We start from the raw sequence: 16,538 nt of genomic DNA, 5'->3' as shown, positions 1-16,538 counted from the left end.
AACCTCCAAAGGAGCGGCATGTCCGAATCTATTTACATCACCAACGCCAAGCGCAGCCCGATCGGCACCTTCGGCGGTTCGCTGTCCAAGATCTCAACGATCGACCTGGGTGCGCACGTCGCCAAGGCCGTGATCGAGGACTCCGGCGTCGCAGCTGACCAGTTCGACTCCTCGGTGTGGGCCAACGTGGTCACCACCGGCCCGCGTGACCTCTACACTTCCCGCGCCGTCGCGCTCGAGGCCGGCCTGCCGCAGGGCTCCCACGCCTACGGCGTGAACCGTCTCTGCGGATCCGGCGTGCAGGCGGCCATCAGCGCGGCGCAGCAGCTGATGACTGATGACTCCCGCCTCGCCCTCGTCGGCGGTGTCGAGGTGATGAGCCAAGCTCCGTACTCGGTCGAGGGCATGCGCCAGGGCCGCAAGATGGGCGACGGCAAGCTGGTGGATTGGCTCACCGGTGCGCTGACCGACCCGATGGGCAACGGCATCATGGGCATCACGGCGGAAAACGTCGCCGCCAAGTACGGCATCTCTCGTGAGCGCCAGGACGAGTTCGCTCTGCAGTCCCAGAACCGCGCGGCCGACGCCATCGCCAACGGCCGCTTCACCGAGCAGATCGTGCCGGTGGGCGACTTCTCCGTCGACGAGCACCCGCGCCAGACCAGCGCCGAAAAGCTGGCCGGTCTGCGGCCGTCCTTCAACAAGGAGGGCACGGTGACCCCCGGCAACGCCTCAGGTATCAACGATGCTGCGGCCGCGCTGGTGATGACCGGCGAGTCCGGTCTCTCCCAGTTTGGCCTGGAGCCGATGGCCAAGGTGGTCTCCTGGGGGCTGGCAGGCTGCGATCCGAAGTACATGGGCCTCGGCCCGACCGTCGCGGTGCCGCGTGCCCTGGACAAGGCGGGCCTGAAGCTCGATGACATCAAGCTCATCGAGTCCAACGAGGCTTTCGCCGCCCAGGCCATTGCCGTCGCCGACCAGCTCGGCTTCGACAACGACAAGACCAACATCAACGGCGGTGCGATCGCGCTCGGCCACCCGATCGGTGCAACCGGCGTCATCTTGATCACCAAGCTCATCCACTCCCTGAAGGACGCCGGCGGCGGACTTGGCCTTGTCACCGCCTGCATCGGCGGCGGCCAGGGAATCGCTCTCATCCTGGAGGTTTAAGCACACATGGCTTCTGACATCACAACCGCAGCAGTTCTCGGCGCGGGCTCCATGGGTGCTGGCATTGCCGCACTTCTTGCCAGCGGCGGCATCAAGGTCCACCTGCTCGACCTGCCCGCCGACGGCGACGACCGCGACGCCCGCGCCCGCAAGGGCATTGAGACCCAGGTCAAGCGCCACGGGTTCACCCGCCCCGAGTATGCCGAGCGCGTCACGCCTGGCAACACCGAGGACCACCTCGACCGCCTCGCCGAGGCTGATTGGATCGTCGAGGCCGTCTTCGAGGACATCGACGTCAAGCGCGATACTTTCGCTAAGGTGGACGCGCACCGCCGCCCCGGCACCCCGGTGACCTCGAACACATCCACCATCCCGCTGGAGACCCTGCTGGCCGAGTCCAGCGAGGAGTTCAAGGGCGACTTCGCCATCACCCACTTCTTCAACCCGCCGCGAGTCATGCGGCTCGTCGAGCTCGTCCAGGGCCCGGATACCCGCCCGGAAATCGCCGACAAACTGCGCCAGGTCCTCGAGCGCGACCTCGGCAAGGTCATAGTGGATTGCCGCGACACCCCGGGCTTCATCGCCAACCGCATCGGATCGTTCTGGATGGGCGTCGGCGCGCAGGTCGCCTTTGACCAGGGCATCGCACCGGAGCAAGCGGACACCGCCTTCGGCAAGCCCTTCGGCGTGCCGCGCACCGGCGTTTTCGGGCTCTTCGACTACGTCGGCCTCCAGGTTGCCCCCCACATCTGGGGCTCACTGCTGGCCGCCCTGCCTGCCGACGATGCAATGCAGGACTACGGAGTGACCGATTCCCCGCAGTTCAAGGAGCTGCTGGAGAAGGGTTTCACCGGCCGCACCGCCGAGTCCGGTTTCTACCGCGGCCGCGACGAGGTCTACGACTTCGAGAAGGGTGACTACCGCCCGAAGCAAACCTACGAGGTGCCCAAGGATCCGCAGGAGCTCATGGAGTCCGGCACCCCGGAAGGCAACTACGCGCGTGAGGTCTTCCGTATTACACTGCAGTACTGCTGCGACACCGCCGAAGAGATTGCGGCCACGGTCGATCAGATCGACATCGCCATGGAGCTCGGCTACGGCTGGAAGAAGGGCCCCTTCGCGCTTGCCGACGCTATCGGGCACGACTACGTCGCCTCGCTGTTCGACACCGTCCCGGCGCTGCTGGAATCCGCCCGCTCTGCCGGCGGGTTCTACGTTGACGGCAAGGTCCTCGGCACCGACGGCACCCTCACCGAACGGCCCGAGCGTGAGGGTGTGGTCCGCGTCTCCGAGCTGGTCAAGGACGCTGAGGTGATCGCGGAGAACGCTGGCGCCACCGTGTACAAGCTCGAGGACGGCATCGGGGTGTTCGTGTACAAGACCCCGATGAACTCCTCGACCGACGACGTCACCGAGCTGTTCACCCTCGCCGGCGAGTGGGACCTTACGGGGCTCGTGGTCGCCAACGACGAGGCGCGTGCCTTCTCTGCCGGAGCTAACCTGCCGCGGCTAGCCGAAATTTCCGGCCCGAACGGCGATGAGCAAGCACGCCAGGCCACCATCCGGCAGGGCATCGACGGCCTGCACGCGCTGCGCCGCGCCCCGTACCCGGTTGTCGGCGCCGTGCGCGGCGTCGCTCTCGGTGGAGGCATGGAGCTTCTGCTCCACACCGACGCATCGGTCATCCACGCCGAGACCCGCGTGGGCTTCCCCGAGCGCTCCGTCGGCCTGTTCCCGGCATGGTCGGGTCCCGTACGTCTTCTTGAGCGACTGCTCGAACTTGGGGTTCCGAATGCCCACAAGGTGGCCTATGACGCATTGCTCAACGTTAAGCCCGTTCCAGCGGTTAACGTGGACTTCTGGCGCGAGAACGACCGCGTGATCATGAGCCCGGACCACGTGGTGGAGCAGGCTCTCGAACTCGCCCGCGAGCTTGCCAGCCGCTACACCGCCCCGGCCGACGCGGAGCTGCCGCTGACGACCGAGACCCTGGAATACACCGAGGGCTCGGAGACCGATGCCGCCATCGGCGCGGCGCTCGCCAGCGTGTACAACGGTGAGGGCACCGCCACCGAGGCGGAGCTCGCGGACCGCCAGGTCGACGCCGCCTCCGGCGTGCTCGCTCGCCAGGAAAACGGCGACCGGGCCGCCCACATGGCAACAACCCGCAAGCCGCTGAACAACTAGTTCGCGCCCGACACAGACGGGCCGCATCCTCCATCTCAGATGGAAGGTGCGGCCCGTTGTTCTGTGCGCCGCCGGTGGGCGGCGCACCGCTCAAGGGTTAGCGGTAGGCGCTGACCCCGGTGATGGTCTTGCCCACGATGAGCGATTGGATGGTGTCGGTGCCCTCGTAGGTGTGCAGCGACTCCAGGTCCGCCATGTGGCGCATGACGTCGTTTTCCAGCAGGATGCCGACGCCGCCGAACATGTCGCGGGCGTTCGCCGCCACGCGGCGCGCGGCGCGGGTGTTGTGCACCTTCGCCAAGGCGGCCTGCTTCTCGCTGAGCTCGCCCGCCTCCTCGAGCTCGAGCAGGCGCTTGCAGTACAGGGCCATGGCCGTGACGTCCATGAGCATGTCGGACAGGCGCTGCTGGATGATCTGGTTCTTGATCAGGGGGCGGCCGAACTGGACGCGCTCGGTGGCGTACGTCAGGGCCTTCTCGTAGCAGTCGATGGCGATGCCCAGCGCGGTCCATGCCACGCCGAGACGGGTGCCGCCGAGGACGACTGCGGTGTCGCGGAACGACCGGGCTCCGGGGAGGCGGCGGTCGTCGGAGACGCGGACGTTGTTGAGCTTGATGTGCGCCTGCGGGATGCCGCGCAACGAGCCCTTGCCGGTGATGGTCTCGGCGTCGTAGCCCTCCTGGTCCTGGTCGACGATGAATCCGCCGACCTCGCCGTCGTCCATGCGGGCCCACACGACAGCGATGTGGCCGACGGAGCCGTGGCCGATCCACTTCTTCTCGCCGTTGATGACCCACTCGTCGCCGTCACGCGTGGCGGTGGTTTCCAGGGCGATGGAGTCGGAGCCGTGGTCGGGCTCGGTGAGCGCGAACGCGCCGCGGATTTCCATCCGCGACATGGGGCCGAGGTACTTCTTCTTCTGCTCCTCGGAGCCCAGCAGGTTGATCGACTGCATGGCCAGTCCCGCCTGGACGATGACGGCTGTGGTCGTCGAGGCGTCGCAACGCGCGAGCTCGAGGGTGATGAGGCGGTTGGCGCGAATCGACATCGGCCGCTCCCCCTCGATGTCGATACCGTCGCGGATCAGGCCGCGGCGTGCGGCCTCCTCCACGGCCGGGACGTTGTATTCGGCCTTCTCCCACGCCTCGTTGATGTGCGGGCGGACCCAGGCCGCGTAGTCGCGCGCGGTCTTCCACCATTCGAGGTCGTCGCCGTCGACGTCAGCGAACACTTGGTAGTAGTCGGCCCTAGGGGAGAGAAGGTCGTTGGTTTGGTTGGGCACTGTCAGTCCAGCTTTCTATGACAATAGGGGTTTAGGCTTCGAACGGTACGGCGCGAAGCTTCTTGCGCTCGATCTTACCGGTCGGGTTTTTCGGAATCTCGTCGACGAACTCTACGGCGCGGACCTTCTCGTAGGGGGTGACCCGCTCGGCCACCCACTCCATGAGCTCCTCGGCGGCTAGCGTGGAACCTTCCTCGCGCACCACAAACGCGCGGGGGATTTCCAAGCCGTCGCGCACCACGCCGACCACACCGGAGTCGACGATGTCGGGGTGGGTGAGCAGCAGGGCTTCGAGCTCGGCAGGCGCGACCTGGTAGCCCTTGTACTTGATCACTTCCTTGGCGCGGTCGACGATGTAGGTCACGCCCTCCTCGTTCACGCGGGCGACGTCTCCGGTGCGCAGCCAGCCGTCGCCAATGAGCACCTCGTCCGTCGCCTCTTTGTTGTTGAGATAGCCCATCATGACCTGCGGGCCCCTGACGAGCAGCTCGCCCATCTCGCCATCGGTCACCTCGGTGTCGGTCTCGAGGTCCATGATCTTGAACTCGGTGTTAGGTGCCGCGAAGCCGATGGAGCCCGGATCGGAACGGCCGTGGATGCCGAAGTGGGTCACCGGCGAGGTCTCCGTCATCCCGTAGCCCTGGATGATCTTGATGCCGAGCTTGGAGGCGACGGTGCTGGCGGTGTCAAAGTCCAGCGGCGCGGCGCCGGACAACATGATCTTGGCCGCCTCGAAGTTCTCCGCCTTCACGGTGGGGTTCTTCGCCAGGGCCACGGCCATCGGCGGGGCGATGAAGGTGAAGCCGATCTGGTGCTTCGGGTGGGCGTCGATGAACGTCTGCAGGTCGAACTTCGGCATGGTGAAGATGTGGTGGCGCTTCTTCAGCTGGGACAGCAGGAGCACCGTCAGGCCGTAGATGTGGGAAAACGGCAGCGGGGAGAGGAAGTTGGTGCGCTCCGTCACGCCGTTTTCCACCAGCAGGTGGTTGACCTGTTCGATGTTGGAGACGATGTTGCGGTGGCTGAGCATCACGCCCTTCGGCAAGCCGGTGGTGCCGGAGGAGAACGGGATGGCCATGATGTCGTCCGCGGAGACCTCGACGTCGGGCGGGGTGTGGCCGCCAGCCGCGACGGCGGGGATCTCGTAGCTCCACATCTGATCCATACCCTCGATGTCGGTCAAGCCGATGTAGTACGAGGCCCCGGAGAGCTTGATCAGCTTGTTGACGTCCGAGGAGTTCATCAGCACGCCGAGCGGCGAGACGATCGCGCCGGCCCGCAGGATGCCCAGCAGGGCGACGACGTAGTTGATGGAGTTGGGGATCTGCAGGGCGACGACGTCGCCCTTTCCAATGCCGCGCTCGGCCAAGGCGCCGGCGTCGGATTCGGCCATCTCCCGCAGCCCGCGGTACGAGACGGTCATTTCGGTGGTCAGCTCCGTGAGTGCAGGAAGCGAACCCTCTTCTTCGGTCAGGTCACCGAAGATGTGTGTGAACAGATCGACCTCGGGGATGTCGATCGCTGCGAAAGGGCTGGTGTATGCCATGAGGTGGGTTCTTCTACCTAGTTGATTTTCGGGGGCGGAGCTTATTCAGGCTTTTACGGGCACAGCGGGGCCTAGCTGGTAAACGCGCCGACTCCCGTGATGGACTTGCCCACGATGAGCGACTGCATGGTGTCGGTGCCCTCGTAGGTGTGCAGGGTTTCCACGTCTGCCATGTGGCGCATGACGTCGTTCTCGAGCAGGATGCCGACGCCGCCGAACATGTCGCGGGCGTTAGCCGCCACGCGGCGCGCGGCGCGGGTGCCGTGGACCTTGGCCAGGGCGGCCTGCTGCTCGGTCAGCGTGCCGGCCTCCTCGAGCTCGAGCAGGCGCTTGCAGTACAGGGCGAGCGAGGTGACATCCATGAGCATGTCGGACAGGCGCTGCTGGATGATCTGGTTCTTGATCAGGGGGCGGCCGAACTGGACGCGCTCGGAGGCGTACTTCAGTGCCTTCTCGTAGCAGTCCACGGCCAGGCCAAAGGCGCTCCACGCCACGCCGATGCGGGTGGCCATGAGCACCTGGGCGGTGTCGCGGAAGGAGCGGCAGCCGGGCAGGCGGCGGTCGTCGGAGACGCGGACGTTGTTGAGCTTGATGTGCGCCTGCGGGATGCCACGCAGGGCGGCCTTGCCGGTGATGGTCTCGGCGTCGTAGCCCTCCTGGTCCTGGTCGACGATGAAGGCGCCCACGTTGCCGTCCTCCATGCGGGCGTAGACGACGGTGATGTGTCCGACGGAGCCGTGGCCGATCCACTTCTTCTCGCCGTTGATGACCCACTCGTCGCCGTCACGTACGGCGGAGGTCTCCAGCGCGATGGAGTCGGAGCCGTGGTCGGGCTCGGTGAGCGCGAACGCGCCGCGGATCTCCATCAGGGACATCGGCTTGAGGTATTTCTTCTTCTGCTCCTCGGAGCCCAGCAGGTTGATCGACTGCATGGCCAGGCCGGCCTGGACGCCGAGCGCGGTGGCGGTGGAGGCGTCGAGGCGGGAGATCTCGAAACCGATGAGGCGCTTTGCGCGGATGCTCATCTCCGGCTCGCCCTCGATGTCGATGCCGTCGCGGATCAGGCCGCGGCGCGCTGCCTCCTCAGCGCCGGGGATGTTGTACTCGGCCTTCTCCCACGCCTCGTTGATGCTGGGGCGGGCGAACTCGCAGAAGTCGCGCGCCTTCTTCCACCATTCGAGGTCCGCGCCGTCGACGTCATCGAAGATGCGGTAGTAGTCGGTGCGGGGGTCGAGCGGGATGCCCTGGAACTCGGTGAACTGGGGTGTGTCGGCCATGATTGCCCTCCAAAGCTATTAGATGAGTCGTGCTTTCTCAGTATTGTGACTCACATCGCATAGCGGCGCAACCGATTTGTAGCGTGGGTTTCCGTGTCGCATCTCACGCCGCGGGCCACGGAACCTGGCGGAGTTCGCGGCGTAGGATCTTGCCGGTCGGGTTCTTCGGGATCGCGTCGACGAACTCCACCGCGCGCACCTTCTTGTACGGGGTGACGCGCTCCGCGACCCACTCCATGAGCTGCCCGGCGCTCACATCCGCCCCCACCCGCTTGACGACGAACGCGCGCGGGATCTCCAGGCCGTCTCGCTCCGCTCCCACCACGCCGACGTCGTTAACGTCCGGGTGGGTGAGCAGCAGCGCCTCCAGTTCGGCTGGGGCGACCTGGTAGCCCTTGTACTTGATCACTTCCTTGGCGCGGTCGATGATCCTCAGGCCACCGTCGTCGCCTATGCGCGCGATGTCGCCGGTGCGCAGCCACCCGCCCTGCACGAGGGTGTTGTTCGTGGCCTCCTCGTTGTCGAGATAGCCGAGCATGACCTGGGGTCCGCGCACGAGTACCTCGCCCTGCTGGCCCTCCTCGACGTCCTCGAGCGTGTCAATGTCCACGAGGCGGATTTCGGTGTTGGGCGCGGGCTTGCCCACGCTCGAGTGGTCGGCGTCGCCGTGCAGGTTGAGAGCGACGAGGGGGGCGGCCTCGGTCATGCCCCAGCCCTGGACCACCTTCGTGCCCAGTCGCTCCTCAACCGCGCGCATGATGGGGGCGTCGATAGGCGCGGCGCTGCTGACCATCAGCTTGGAGTCGGCGAACCAGGACGCGTCGATTTCCGGGCCTTTCGCCATCGCGATGGCCATTGGCGGGGCGATGAAGGTGAACTCGATGTTGTGCGTGCCGTGGGCGCTGAGGAAGAGTCCGAGGTCGAACTTGGGCATGGTGAAGATGTGGTGGCGGCGGTACAGCGGGCTGAGCAGCAAGACGGTGAGCCCGTAGATGTGGGAGAACGGCAGCACGCTTAAGGTGTTCGCCTCCCGCCGGATGCCGCAGAGGTCGATCATCGCGTCGACCTGCAGGATGTTGGCCACCAGATTGCGGTGCGTCAGCTGCACACCCTTCGGCAGGCCGGTCGTGCCGGAAGAAAACGGGACGGCGGCCACGGATGCAGGGTCGATGTGCAGGTCAGGCGCGGGATGGTGGCGCTGCGCGATTGATTGCAGCTCCATGGAGAAGATCTGGGGGATCTGCTCCATGTCGGTCGGGCCGATGAACAGCTTGGAGTGCGAGGCGGAGACGATGTGCGCCACGTCGGCCTGGTTCATCAGCATGCCGACGGGGTTGACGGTGGCCCCGGCGCGCATGACGCCGAGCAGGCTGGCCGCGAAGTTGATGGAGTTGGGCACCTGGAGCGTGACCACGTCGCCGGGCCCGATCCCGCGGGAGGTGAGCTCCCCGGCGATCGATTCGGAGTAGTCCCTCAGCTCGGCGTAGGTCGCCGTGGTTCCGGTCGTCAGCTCGGTGATGGCGGGCAGCGCCGCGTCCTTCTCGCTCAGGCCGCCGAAGACCAGGTCGAACACGTTCGTCTCCGGTACCTCGACGCTGGGGTAGGGGCTGTGGTAGATCAACGAAACCTCCCGTTGTGTGATGTGGGTCGCAATGCTTATCAATGTGTAGCATACGCTATACCGCCCGGGGCGATTTTTATTTATCTGTGCAAAACTACCCGGGTGGCGGCGCCGCAGGTGGTTATGCTCAGGTGTTATGCGCACCCTTTGGTTTGTTCTCGCCGCCGCGTTCTCGCTCGTCGCCGTGGGCGCGAACTGGCTGGATCTTCCCCGGCCGGCGGCCCTTGCGTCGATCGCGGCGGCCGCGGTGTTCCTAGTCCTGGGTTTCCGCGAGACGTACCGCAACCGCGTTCAGGGCCCCGTCGAGCTCGACGCCGAGCAGGAAGAGACGATCCGCAGGATGAAGTCGGAGGGTAACTCCGGGCTGGCGATCCGGCAGGTGCAGATGTGGCATCGCTACGCCTCCGCGGAGGACGCGGCCCGCATCGTGCGCGAGTTGTAACCGCGTTTAGTAGTGTTGGCGACTATGACTGAACGCACTCTCATCCTTATCAAGCCGGACGGTGTTACCAATGGCCACGTCGGCGAAATCATCACCCGCATCGAGCGCAAGGGCCTGAAGCTCGTCGAGCTCGACCTGCGCACCGCGGACCGCGAGACCGCGGAGAAGCACTACGCCGAGCACTCTGATAAGCCGTTCTTCGGCGAGCTCGTGGACTTCATCACGTCCGCTCCGCTGGTGGCCGGCATCGTCGAGGGTGAGTCCGCCATCGCCGCGTGGCGCCAGCTCGCCGGTGGTACCCACCCGGTGGAGAAGGCCACCCCGGGCACGATCCGCGGCGACTTCGCTCTCAGCGTCGCCGAGAACGTCGTCCACGGCTCCGACTCGGTGGAGTCCGCCGAGCGCGAGATCGACATCTGGTTCCCGAACAAGTAGCACTTCGCTTTTCGACGCCCCCACGCCGCCGCCACCCGCGCGCGGCGTGTTTTGTTTTGCCGCCCTTGCATATCACAGGGGGTGTGAACGCGCGGTAAACCCGCGGCGAAGTCTTGGCCAACACTGCGCACCCGTGTTGCGGTCGCGCGGGGGCCATTGAACGATGAGCCTATGTCTTCGCAGTCTTTCCCCCGCCGTTCCTTCATCGTCGGCTCCGGCGTTGCCGCCGCAAGCGTCGCCGCCGCCCCGTACGCCTCCGCGCAGCTCTCCTCGGATCTGTCCTCGGCAGCCCAGGGCTCGTCGATCGCCAGCGGCCGCGTCCTGCCTGGCGCGCCCGAGTCCGAATACTCGCACTTCATGCACGGTGTCGCCTCGGGCGACCCGACGCCGGTGTCGGTGATCCTGTGGACGCGCGTGACCGTCAGCCCGGAAGCCACCCCGGGCTCCGGCGTTGGCGAGGCCGCGACCGTCGGCTGGGAGGTCGCGACTGCACCGGATTTCGACACCGTGGTGCGCTCTGGCAGCGTGACCACGAGGGCGGACGTCGACCACACCGTCCACGTCGACCCCAACGGTTTGCAGCCGGGCACCGTGTACTTCTACCGGTTTAGCTACAACGGTGTGTACTCGGCGGTCGGCCGCACCAAGACCGCCCCAGCGTATGAGGCCACGGTGGATCAGGTGAACTTCGCGCTGGCCTCGTGCGCAAACTGGGAGGCGGGCTACTTCGCCGCCTACCGCGACATGGCCGAGCGCGCCGAGCGCGACGAGTTCGACGCAGTCGTGTTCCTGGGCGATTACATCTACGAGTACGAGACCGGCGGCTACGTCGGCAAAAGCGGCACCTCGCGCGTGCACACCCCGCACAATGAGACCATCACGCTGACGGACTACCGAGCCCGTCACGGCCGCTACAAGCAGGATCTCGCGCTGCAGCGCGCGCACGCGGCGGCGCCGTGGATTGTCATCTGGGATGACCACGAGACGGCCAACAACTCGTGGCGCGACGGCGCGGAAAACCACACGGCGGGCACGGAGGGGCCGTGGTTGGAGCGTCGAAACGCGGGCCAGCAGGCTTACTTCGAGTGGCTGCCGGTGCGCGCCACGCGCCCGTCCGAAGGCGGCCACATCTACCGCAACCTGCAGTTCGGCAGCCTGGTCAACCTGACAATCATGGATCTGCGCACTTACCGCGACGAGGAGCCCTCCCGCTTTGCCGCCACTGCCGAGGGCCGCGAGATGCTCGGCTCGGAGCAGTTCGACTGGCTCTCTTCCGTGGTGCGCAACTCCAACACCACCTGGAACGTGATGGGCAACTCGGTGATGATTGCCCCGCTGACCCTCGGCGCGATGGCGGAGACCAGCTCCGAGGCGTCCATGGTCAACCGCCTCATCGAGGACTTCTCCACCCTGGTTGCGGGCATTCCGATGAACCCGGACCAGTGGGACGGCTACGCTTGGGCCCGCAACCGACTTTTTGACGAGCTCGCCGCCGACGACGCCAACGTGCTCTTCCTCACCGGCGACATTCACACCGAGTGGGCGAACTCGATCGTGCACAACGGACAGGAGATTGGTTGTGAGCTGGTGACGTCGTCGATTAGCGCGGCGAACGTCGGCGACACGGTGACCACCTACACCAAGGTTTACCACCCGGAAAACAACCCGGTCTCCCTGCTCGCGGAGGATTTCCTGCGCAAGCTCAACCCGGCTGTGAAGCACGTGGACCTTGACGCCCACGGCTACGCCGTCGCGCGCATCCGCCCGACGGAGGTCGGCATGGAGTTCTACCGCGTGGCGGACTACGAAAACCCGGAGTCCCCGGTCGGGGTGGCAGCGACGTACACCTGGCGCGCCGGCGTCGGCTACGTCTAAGGGGCGCTGGCCGGTTCGCTGTGCCACAATAGGCGGTGAAGCGTCGCGCGCATCTGCGCGGTGACGCTTGAAAAGCTTACAACCGCATCCCGGGACGGGGCGGCACTGTGCGGCGGCGGCGACGAAGTAGATCGCCAGCGCCCGGTGCCCGCCCGCGCAGCCCGGACAATGAATGGAGATTCTCCGTGGCCACAGATGACAATTCCACACTCTCAGACACGCAACGCAAGGCGGCCGAGTTCGACCGCAGCCAGCTCAGCGACAAGACCCGGGTGTTCCAGCTCGCCAAGTTGCTGGGCGTGCCGTCGAAGGAGGTCATTGTCGCGCTGACCGAGATGGGATTGGTCAAGGTCGCGCAATCATCGCTGTCTCGCGCGGAGAGCGAGAAGCTTCTCGACGCCCTCAGCGAGCCCGCCCCGGCCCACCTGGACGCCGCCTCCGACGACGCCGCGGCCGAGGCCGATGAAAAGATCCGCAAGCGCGTGCGCAAGGATGTGGAAAATGAGATCCGCCAGATCGAGGAGAAGGTGGACAAGGAGCTCGTGGCGACGGAGAGCGAAGAGCCCACAGACAGCGACGCTCTGCTGGACCCCGAGGACATCGAGGGCAGCGACGAGTTGTTGACCGATGTCGAACCCGAGGTCACGCCCGCGCCCGAGTCGACGGAGGCTCCGGCGTACGTGCCCATCTTCAAGGCGCCCTCGCGTGCGGAGAGGCGCCGGGCGAAGAGGGCGTCGACAAGCGATGAGGGCGAGACCGTCAGCGCCGCGGCCGAGGATCGCGACGATGACTCCCAGGTCGAAGTCATCGACGAGCCGAAGGCAATCCGCGGCTCCTCACGCCTGGAGGCGCAGCGCCGCCGCCGCACCGAGAAACGCGAAGAGGAGCGCAAGCGCTCGAAGATCGTCTCGCAGGCCGAGTTCCTCGCGCGGCGCGAGTCGGTCGAGCGCACCATGGTGGTGCGCGAGCGCGCGCGGCGCAGCGGACACGGAACCATCACCCAGGTCGGCGTGCTCGAAGACGGCGTGCTGGCGGAGCACTTTGTCACCTCCGATCAGAACGCCTCGATGATTGGCAACATCTACCTCGGCCGCGTGCAAAACGTGCTGCCGAGCATGGAGGCGGCCTTCATCGACATCGGCCAGGGCCGCAACGGCGTGCTCTACGCCGGCGAGGTCGACTGGAAGGCAGCAGGGCTGGGCGGGCGCTCGCGCCGCATCGAGCAGGCACTGAAGTCCGGCGACCAGGTCGTCGTGCAGGTGAGCAAGGACCCGGTCGGGCACAAGGGTGCGCGCCTGACCACGCAGATTTCCCTGGCCGGGCGCTACCTTGTCTACGTGCCCGGCGGGCGCAGCGCCGGGATCTCGCGCAAGCTGCCCGCGCCCGAGCGCAAGCGGCTGAAGGAGATCCTGGCCAAGGTCGTGCCCGGGAAGGGTGGGGCGATCATCCGCACCGCCGCCGAGGGCGTGCCCGAGGAGGCCATCGCCGCCGATGTGACGCGGCTGCACAACCAGTGGGAGACGATCCAGGAGCAGGCGCAGCGCGAAAAGTCCTCCAAGGGCGCTAAGCCCGTTACCCTCTACGAGGAGCCGAACCTGCTGGTCAAGGTCGTGCGCGACCTGTTTAACGAGGACTTCTCCGAGCTAGTTGTCGACGGCCACAGGCCCTGGAACACCGTCCACGCCTACGTCAACTCCGTCGCTCCCGACCTCGCCGACCGCCTCGTGCGCTACGAGCGCCGCGAGCACGATGGCCAGGACGCGTTCGAGCACTACCGCATCGACGAGCAGATCCAGAAGGCCTTGTCGCGCACGGTGTGGCTGCCCTCGGGCGGCACCTTGATCATCGAGCGCACCGAGGCGATGACCGTCATCGACGTCAACACCGGCAAGTTCACCGGCTCCGGCGGGTCGCTCGAAGAAACCGTCACGCGCAACAACCTCGAGGCCGCCGAGGAGATCGTGCGTCAGATGCGGCTGCGCGACATCGGCGGCATGATCATCGTCGACTTCATTGACATGATCCTGCCCGAAAACCAGGAGCTGGTCCTGCGTCGCCTCAAGGAGGCGCTGGGACGCGATCGCACCCGCCACCAGGTCTCCGAGGTCACCTCGCTGGGGCTCGTGCAGATGACCCGCAAGCGACTCGGCACCGGCTTGCTGGAAACCTTCTCCACGCCGTGTGAGTGCTGCGAGGGCCGCGGCCTCATCCTCACCGAGGACCCCGTCGATGAATCCGCAGAGCGCGTGACGACGCCCCGCGGACGCGCCAACGACACGGACAACGACAAGCCCGCCCGCGAGGGCTCGGGTGAGATCGCACTCGACGAAGACGCGCTCGACCGGTTGGCCGCATCGGTGATCTCCGGGGCGGATGAGGAAGATACTGGTACTGATTCCGACGACGCTCACGCAACCTCCTCGCCGAGCTCGAAAGGCAAGCGCCGCGGCCGACGCGGCGGAGGCCGCGGGCGCGGCCGGGCCGACGCTTCCCCCGAGCGCAGTGATTCCTCGGTTCAGGACACAGCAGACAAGGAGCCCGAAAAGTCCTTCGAGCAAGCTGTCGAGGAGTTCGAGAGCTCCCCGCGCCGCAAGCGCCGCACGCGCGGCAACTCGCGCTCGGACTACCGGCCGAACCCGGACGACTTCTGGGGAGCTTCGCAGACCCAGGAGAAGGAGCCGGAGCAGCCGGAGCCTGTGAAGGAGCCCGCCAAGGCAGAGCCCACCAAGCCCGAGCAGCCGGTGCGCAAGGCTGGTGCCACGCGTGGGCGCCGCCGCGCGGTGCGCCGCAGCACATCCAGCGCCGCGGGCTCTGCCACCGAGAGCGCGAAGCCGGCAGCGGAGGCGCGTGGTGAGGGCGTCGATAAGCCAAAGCCCGTTAAGAAGGCAACGGGCGGGCGCGGCCGACGCCGAGCCGTGCGACGCAGCTCGCAGTAACGCTCGGCCGCACCAGCGGTTTGGAGAAGCGGGCGAGGGCGTAGTAGGCTTTGGCAGTCCGTGTTTTGGGTTCAGAGGCGCTTATGTGCCTGGCCGTCTACGCATGCAGGCACGGCACACCTGGTTAACAGGCCCAAAGCACTTAAATCACTGTTCCAAGCGGTTCCGATGCATGCCGGAGCCGTGCGAGTTATAGATAAGGGGTAACCCTCTATGTACGCGATCGTCAAGACCGGCGGCAAGCAGTACAAGGTTGCCGAGGGCGACCTGGTCCGGGTCGAGAAGCTCGAGGGTGAAGCAGGCGACAAGGTTGCACTCACCCCGGTTCTTCTCGTCGATGGAGCAGACGTCACCTCCGGCCCGGATGCACTTGCCAAGGTAAACGTTGAGGCCGAGATCGTCGAGCACGGTAAGGGCAAGAAGATCGACATCCTCAAGTACAAGAATAAGACCGGCTACAAGGTTCGTCAGGGCCACCGTCAGCCGCAGACCACCGTCAAGATCACCGGCATCAAGTAGAACTTCTTAAAAAGGAGATACAACAATGGCACACAAGAAGGGTGCATCCAGCTCCTCGAACGGTCGTGACTCTGAGTCGAAGCGCCTCGGCGTGAAGCGCTTCGGCGGTCAGCAGGTCAAGGCCGGCGAGATCCTCGTCCGCCAGCGCGGCACCAAGTTCCACCCGGGCGACAACGTCGGCCGCGGCGGCGACGACACGCTGTTCGCTCTCGCCGCTGGTGCAGTCCAGTTCGGCATCAAGCGCAACCGTCGCATCGTCAACATCGTCCCGGCCGACGGCCAGGGCGTTGCCTCCGAGGTCCTCGAGGCCGCTGAGGCAGCAGGCGTTGTCGAGGAAGGCACCGTCGACGAGGTCACCGCGACCGCCTAAGACGCGCTGCGAAGCACCCCCGGCTGAGACCAGCCAGGGGTGCTTTTCCAATCTCGGTATCACCTTTTCAGGCGCATGCTGTACGCGTGACTACTAACTCCGAAAACCTCTCGTACCCGCACGACCACCAGCCTGCCCCGTGGGGCGTTACCGACCCCATCAGCTACGGGTTCAAGCGCATCTTCTCGCGCACCTGGCACATGTGGATTGGCCTGTCGCTGATCTTCATCGTCGCGCTGATCGCGCTGATCGTGGCCATGATCACCACGTTGTCGGTCCCGCTCGACGTGGATAACCCGTCCGCCCTGACCGGCGGGCAGATCGCCGCGCTCGTCGTTTTCTACGGGGTTCTCTTCGTCGTAAGCATCTACCTCACGGCGCTGTACTACAAGGCCGCGCTGCGCGAAACGCACGGCCAGGAGCAGACGTGGGGCAACGTCTTCAAAGTCGTACCCATTGGCCGCGCCCTGCTTGCCTTCATCGTGGTGCTGGGGTTCATGCTCGTGGTCTACGCGATCTTTGCGCTGGTGATCTTCCTGGCCTCTTTGGTTTCTTCCTGGCTCATCGCGCTGGTGGGAATCCTCGCGCTCATCGCGTTCATCCCCGTGGCCATTATTTTGTCGTTCGTGCAGGTCTACATCATCGACGGTTACGGCGTGGGCGATGCGCTATCGGCGACGCGGCGCGACGTGATGCGCGAATTCTGGAAAATTCTTGCCTCGCTGCTGCTGCTCACGCTCATTGGCTACGCCATCACCATTGTCACCCTCGGCCTTGGCCTCGCGGCCTACATCCCGCTCGCGTCGCTGGTAACGGTGTACATCTACCGGAAGATCTCCGGCGGCAACGTGGTTCCGCTGAGCAGCTAACCGCACAGG

The 16,538-nt window shown here is 65.9% G+C and carries 13 protein-coding genes; 9 read left to right on the top strand and 4 right to left on the bottom strand.

What is annotated here, in order from left to right; genetic code table 11:
* Positions 1-18 precede the first annotated feature (18 nt).
* Both RIU96_RS11130 and RIU96_RS11125 read left to right on the top strand, forming a co-directional pair.
* Positions 19-1,170 carry an acetyl-CoA C-acyltransferase gene (locus RIU96_RS11130; protein ID WP_006839767.1) on the top strand — a complete coding sequence of 384 codons (1,152 nt, stop codon included), beginning with the start codon at positions 19-21 and terminating at the stop codon, positions 1,168-1,170.
* A gap of 6 nt (positions 1,171-1,176) precedes the next feature.
* Positions 1,177-3,357, top strand: coding sequence for a 3-hydroxyacyl-CoA dehydrogenase/enoyl-CoA hydratase family protein (locus RIU96_RS11125; protein WP_144741074.1), 2,181 nt, complete (start codon positions 1,177-1,179; stop codon positions 3,355-3,357).
* Between the two features lie 97 nt (positions 3,358-3,454).
* On the opposite strand, the gene RIU96_RS11120 is transcribed toward RIU96_RS11125, so the two are convergent.
* The 4 genes from RIU96_RS11120 to RIU96_RS11105 all read right to left on the bottom strand — a co-directional run bounded on the left by RIU96_RS11120 (position 3,455) and on the right by RIU96_RS11105 (position 9,083).
* The gene (locus RIU96_RS11120) at positions 3,455-4,639 is read right to left on the bottom strand and encodes an acyl-CoA dehydrogenase family protein (protein ID WP_092149841.1); all 1,185 of its coding nucleotides are present in this window, start codon (positions 4,637-4,639) and stop codon (positions 3,455-3,457) included.
* Between the two features lie 31 nt (positions 4,640-4,670).
* Entirely contained in the window at positions 4,671-6,185 is a 1,515-nt protein-coding gene (locus RIU96_RS11115; protein WP_144741077.1) for an AMP-binding protein, read from the bottom strand.
* Positions 6,186-6,256: 71 nt separating this feature from the next.
* Positions 6,257-7,462 (bottom strand): acyl-CoA dehydrogenase family protein, encoded by a 1,206-nt coding sequence (locus RIU96_RS11110; RefSeq protein WP_092149837.1) that lies wholly within the window; start codon positions 7,460-7,462, stop codon positions 6,257-6,259.
* Positions 7,463-7,565: 103 nt separating this feature from the next.
* Positions 7,566-9,083 (bottom strand): AMP-binding protein, encoded by a 1,518-nt coding sequence (locus RIU96_RS11105; protein ID WP_181730126.1) that lies wholly within the window; start codon positions 9,081-9,083, stop codon positions 7,566-7,568.
* Between the two features lie 136 nt (positions 9,084-9,219).
* Between RIU96_RS11105 and RIU96_RS11100 the strand changes: the two genes are divergently transcribed.
* The 7 genes from RIU96_RS11100 (at position 9,220) to RIU96_RS11070 (ending at position 16,529) form a co-directional block, all read left to right on the top strand.
* A complete protein-coding gene (locus tag RIU96_RS11100; RefSeq protein WP_006839772.1) occupies positions 9,220-9,525 on the top strand; it encodes a hypothetical protein in 306 nt (101 codons plus the stop codon).
* Positions 9,526-9,549: 24 nt separating this feature from the next.
* Complete coding sequence (ndk, locus tag RIU96_RS11095; RefSeq protein WP_144772769.1) at positions 9,550-9,960, top strand: nucleoside-diphosphate kinase; 411 nt, start codon at positions 9,550-9,552, stop codon at positions 9,958-9,960.
* 171 nt (positions 9,961-10,131) lie between these two features.
* A complete protein-coding gene (locus RIU96_RS11090; protein WP_144317954.1) occupies positions 10,132-11,835 on the top strand; it encodes an alkaline phosphatase D family protein in 1,704 nt (567 codons plus the stop codon).
* Positions 11,836-12,020: 185 nt separating this feature from the next.
* The gene (locus RIU96_RS11085) at positions 12,021-14,771 is read left to right on the top strand and encodes a translation initiation factor IF-2 N-terminal domain-containing protein (protein WP_311204991.1); all 2,751 of its coding nucleotides are present in this window, start codon (positions 12,021-12,023) and stop codon (positions 14,769-14,771) included.
* A 213-nt stretch (positions 14,772-14,984) separates the two neighbouring features.
* Positions 14,985-15,290: a 50S ribosomal protein L21 gene (gene rplU, locus RIU96_RS11080; RefSeq protein ID WP_136652832.1), complete on the top strand. Its 306-nt coding sequence runs from the start codon at positions 14,985-14,987 to the stop codon at positions 15,288-15,290.
* 25 nt (positions 15,291-15,315) lie between these two features.
* Positions 15,316-15,660, top strand: coding sequence for a 50S ribosomal protein L27 (rpmA, locus tag RIU96_RS11075; RefSeq protein ID WP_136652831.1), 345 nt, complete (start codon positions 15,316-15,318; stop codon positions 15,658-15,660).
* Positions 15,661-15,746: 86 nt separating this feature from the next.
* On the top strand, positions 15,747-16,529 hold the full coding sequence (locus RIU96_RS11070; protein ID WP_136652830.1) for a hypothetical protein: 783 nt from the start codon (positions 15,747-15,749) through the stop codon (positions 16,527-16,529).
* The last annotated feature ends 9 nt before the right edge of the window (positions 16,530-16,538 follow it).

This window comes from Corynebacterium sp. Z-1 (genome assembly GCF_031844665.1).
GTDB classification, from domain to species: Bacteria; Actinomycetota; Actinomycetes; order Mycobacteriales; family Mycobacteriaceae; genus Corynebacterium; species Corynebacterium sanguinis.
The sequence above is the reverse complement of the archived record's forward strand: the minus strand, read 5'-3'. Positions and strand labels throughout refer to the sequence as shown.

Bases quoted from the DNA above. Each gene is read 5' to 3' on its own strand.
- rplU (WP_136652832.1), top strand. From the start codon at position 14,985: ATGTACGCGATCGTCAAGACCGGCGGCAAGCAGTACAAGGTTGCCGAG.
- RIU96_RS11110 (WP_092149837.1), bottom strand. From the start codon at position 7,462: ATGGCCGACACACCCCAGTTCACCGAGTTCCAGGGCATCCCGCTCGAC.
- rpmA (WP_136652831.1), top strand. From the start codon at position 15,316: ATGGCACACAAGAAGGGTGCATCCAGCTCCTCGAACGGTCGTGACTCT.
- RIU96_RS11115 (WP_144741077.1), bottom strand. From the start codon at position 6,185: ATGGCATACACCAGCCCTTTCGCAGCGATCGACATCCCCGAGGTCGAT.
- RIU96_RS11125 (WP_144741074.1), top strand. From the start codon at position 1,177: ATGGCTTCTGACATCACAACCGCAGCAGTTCTCGGCGCGGGCTCCATG.
- RIU96_RS11090 (WP_144317954.1), top strand. From the start codon at position 10,132: ATGTCTTCGCAGTCTTTCCCCCGCCGTTCCTTCATCGTCGGCTCCGGC.
- ndk (WP_144772769.1), top strand. From the start codon at position 9,550: ATGACTGAACGCACTCTCATCCTTATCAAGCCGGACGGTGTTACCAAT.
- RIU96_RS11100 (WP_006839772.1), top strand. From the start codon at position 9,220: ATGCGCACCCTTTGGTTTGTTCTCGCCGCCGCGTTCTCGCTCGTCGCC.
- RIU96_RS11130 (WP_006839767.1), top strand. From the start codon at position 19: ATGTCCGAATCTATTTACATCACCAACGCCAAGCGCAGCCCGATCGGC.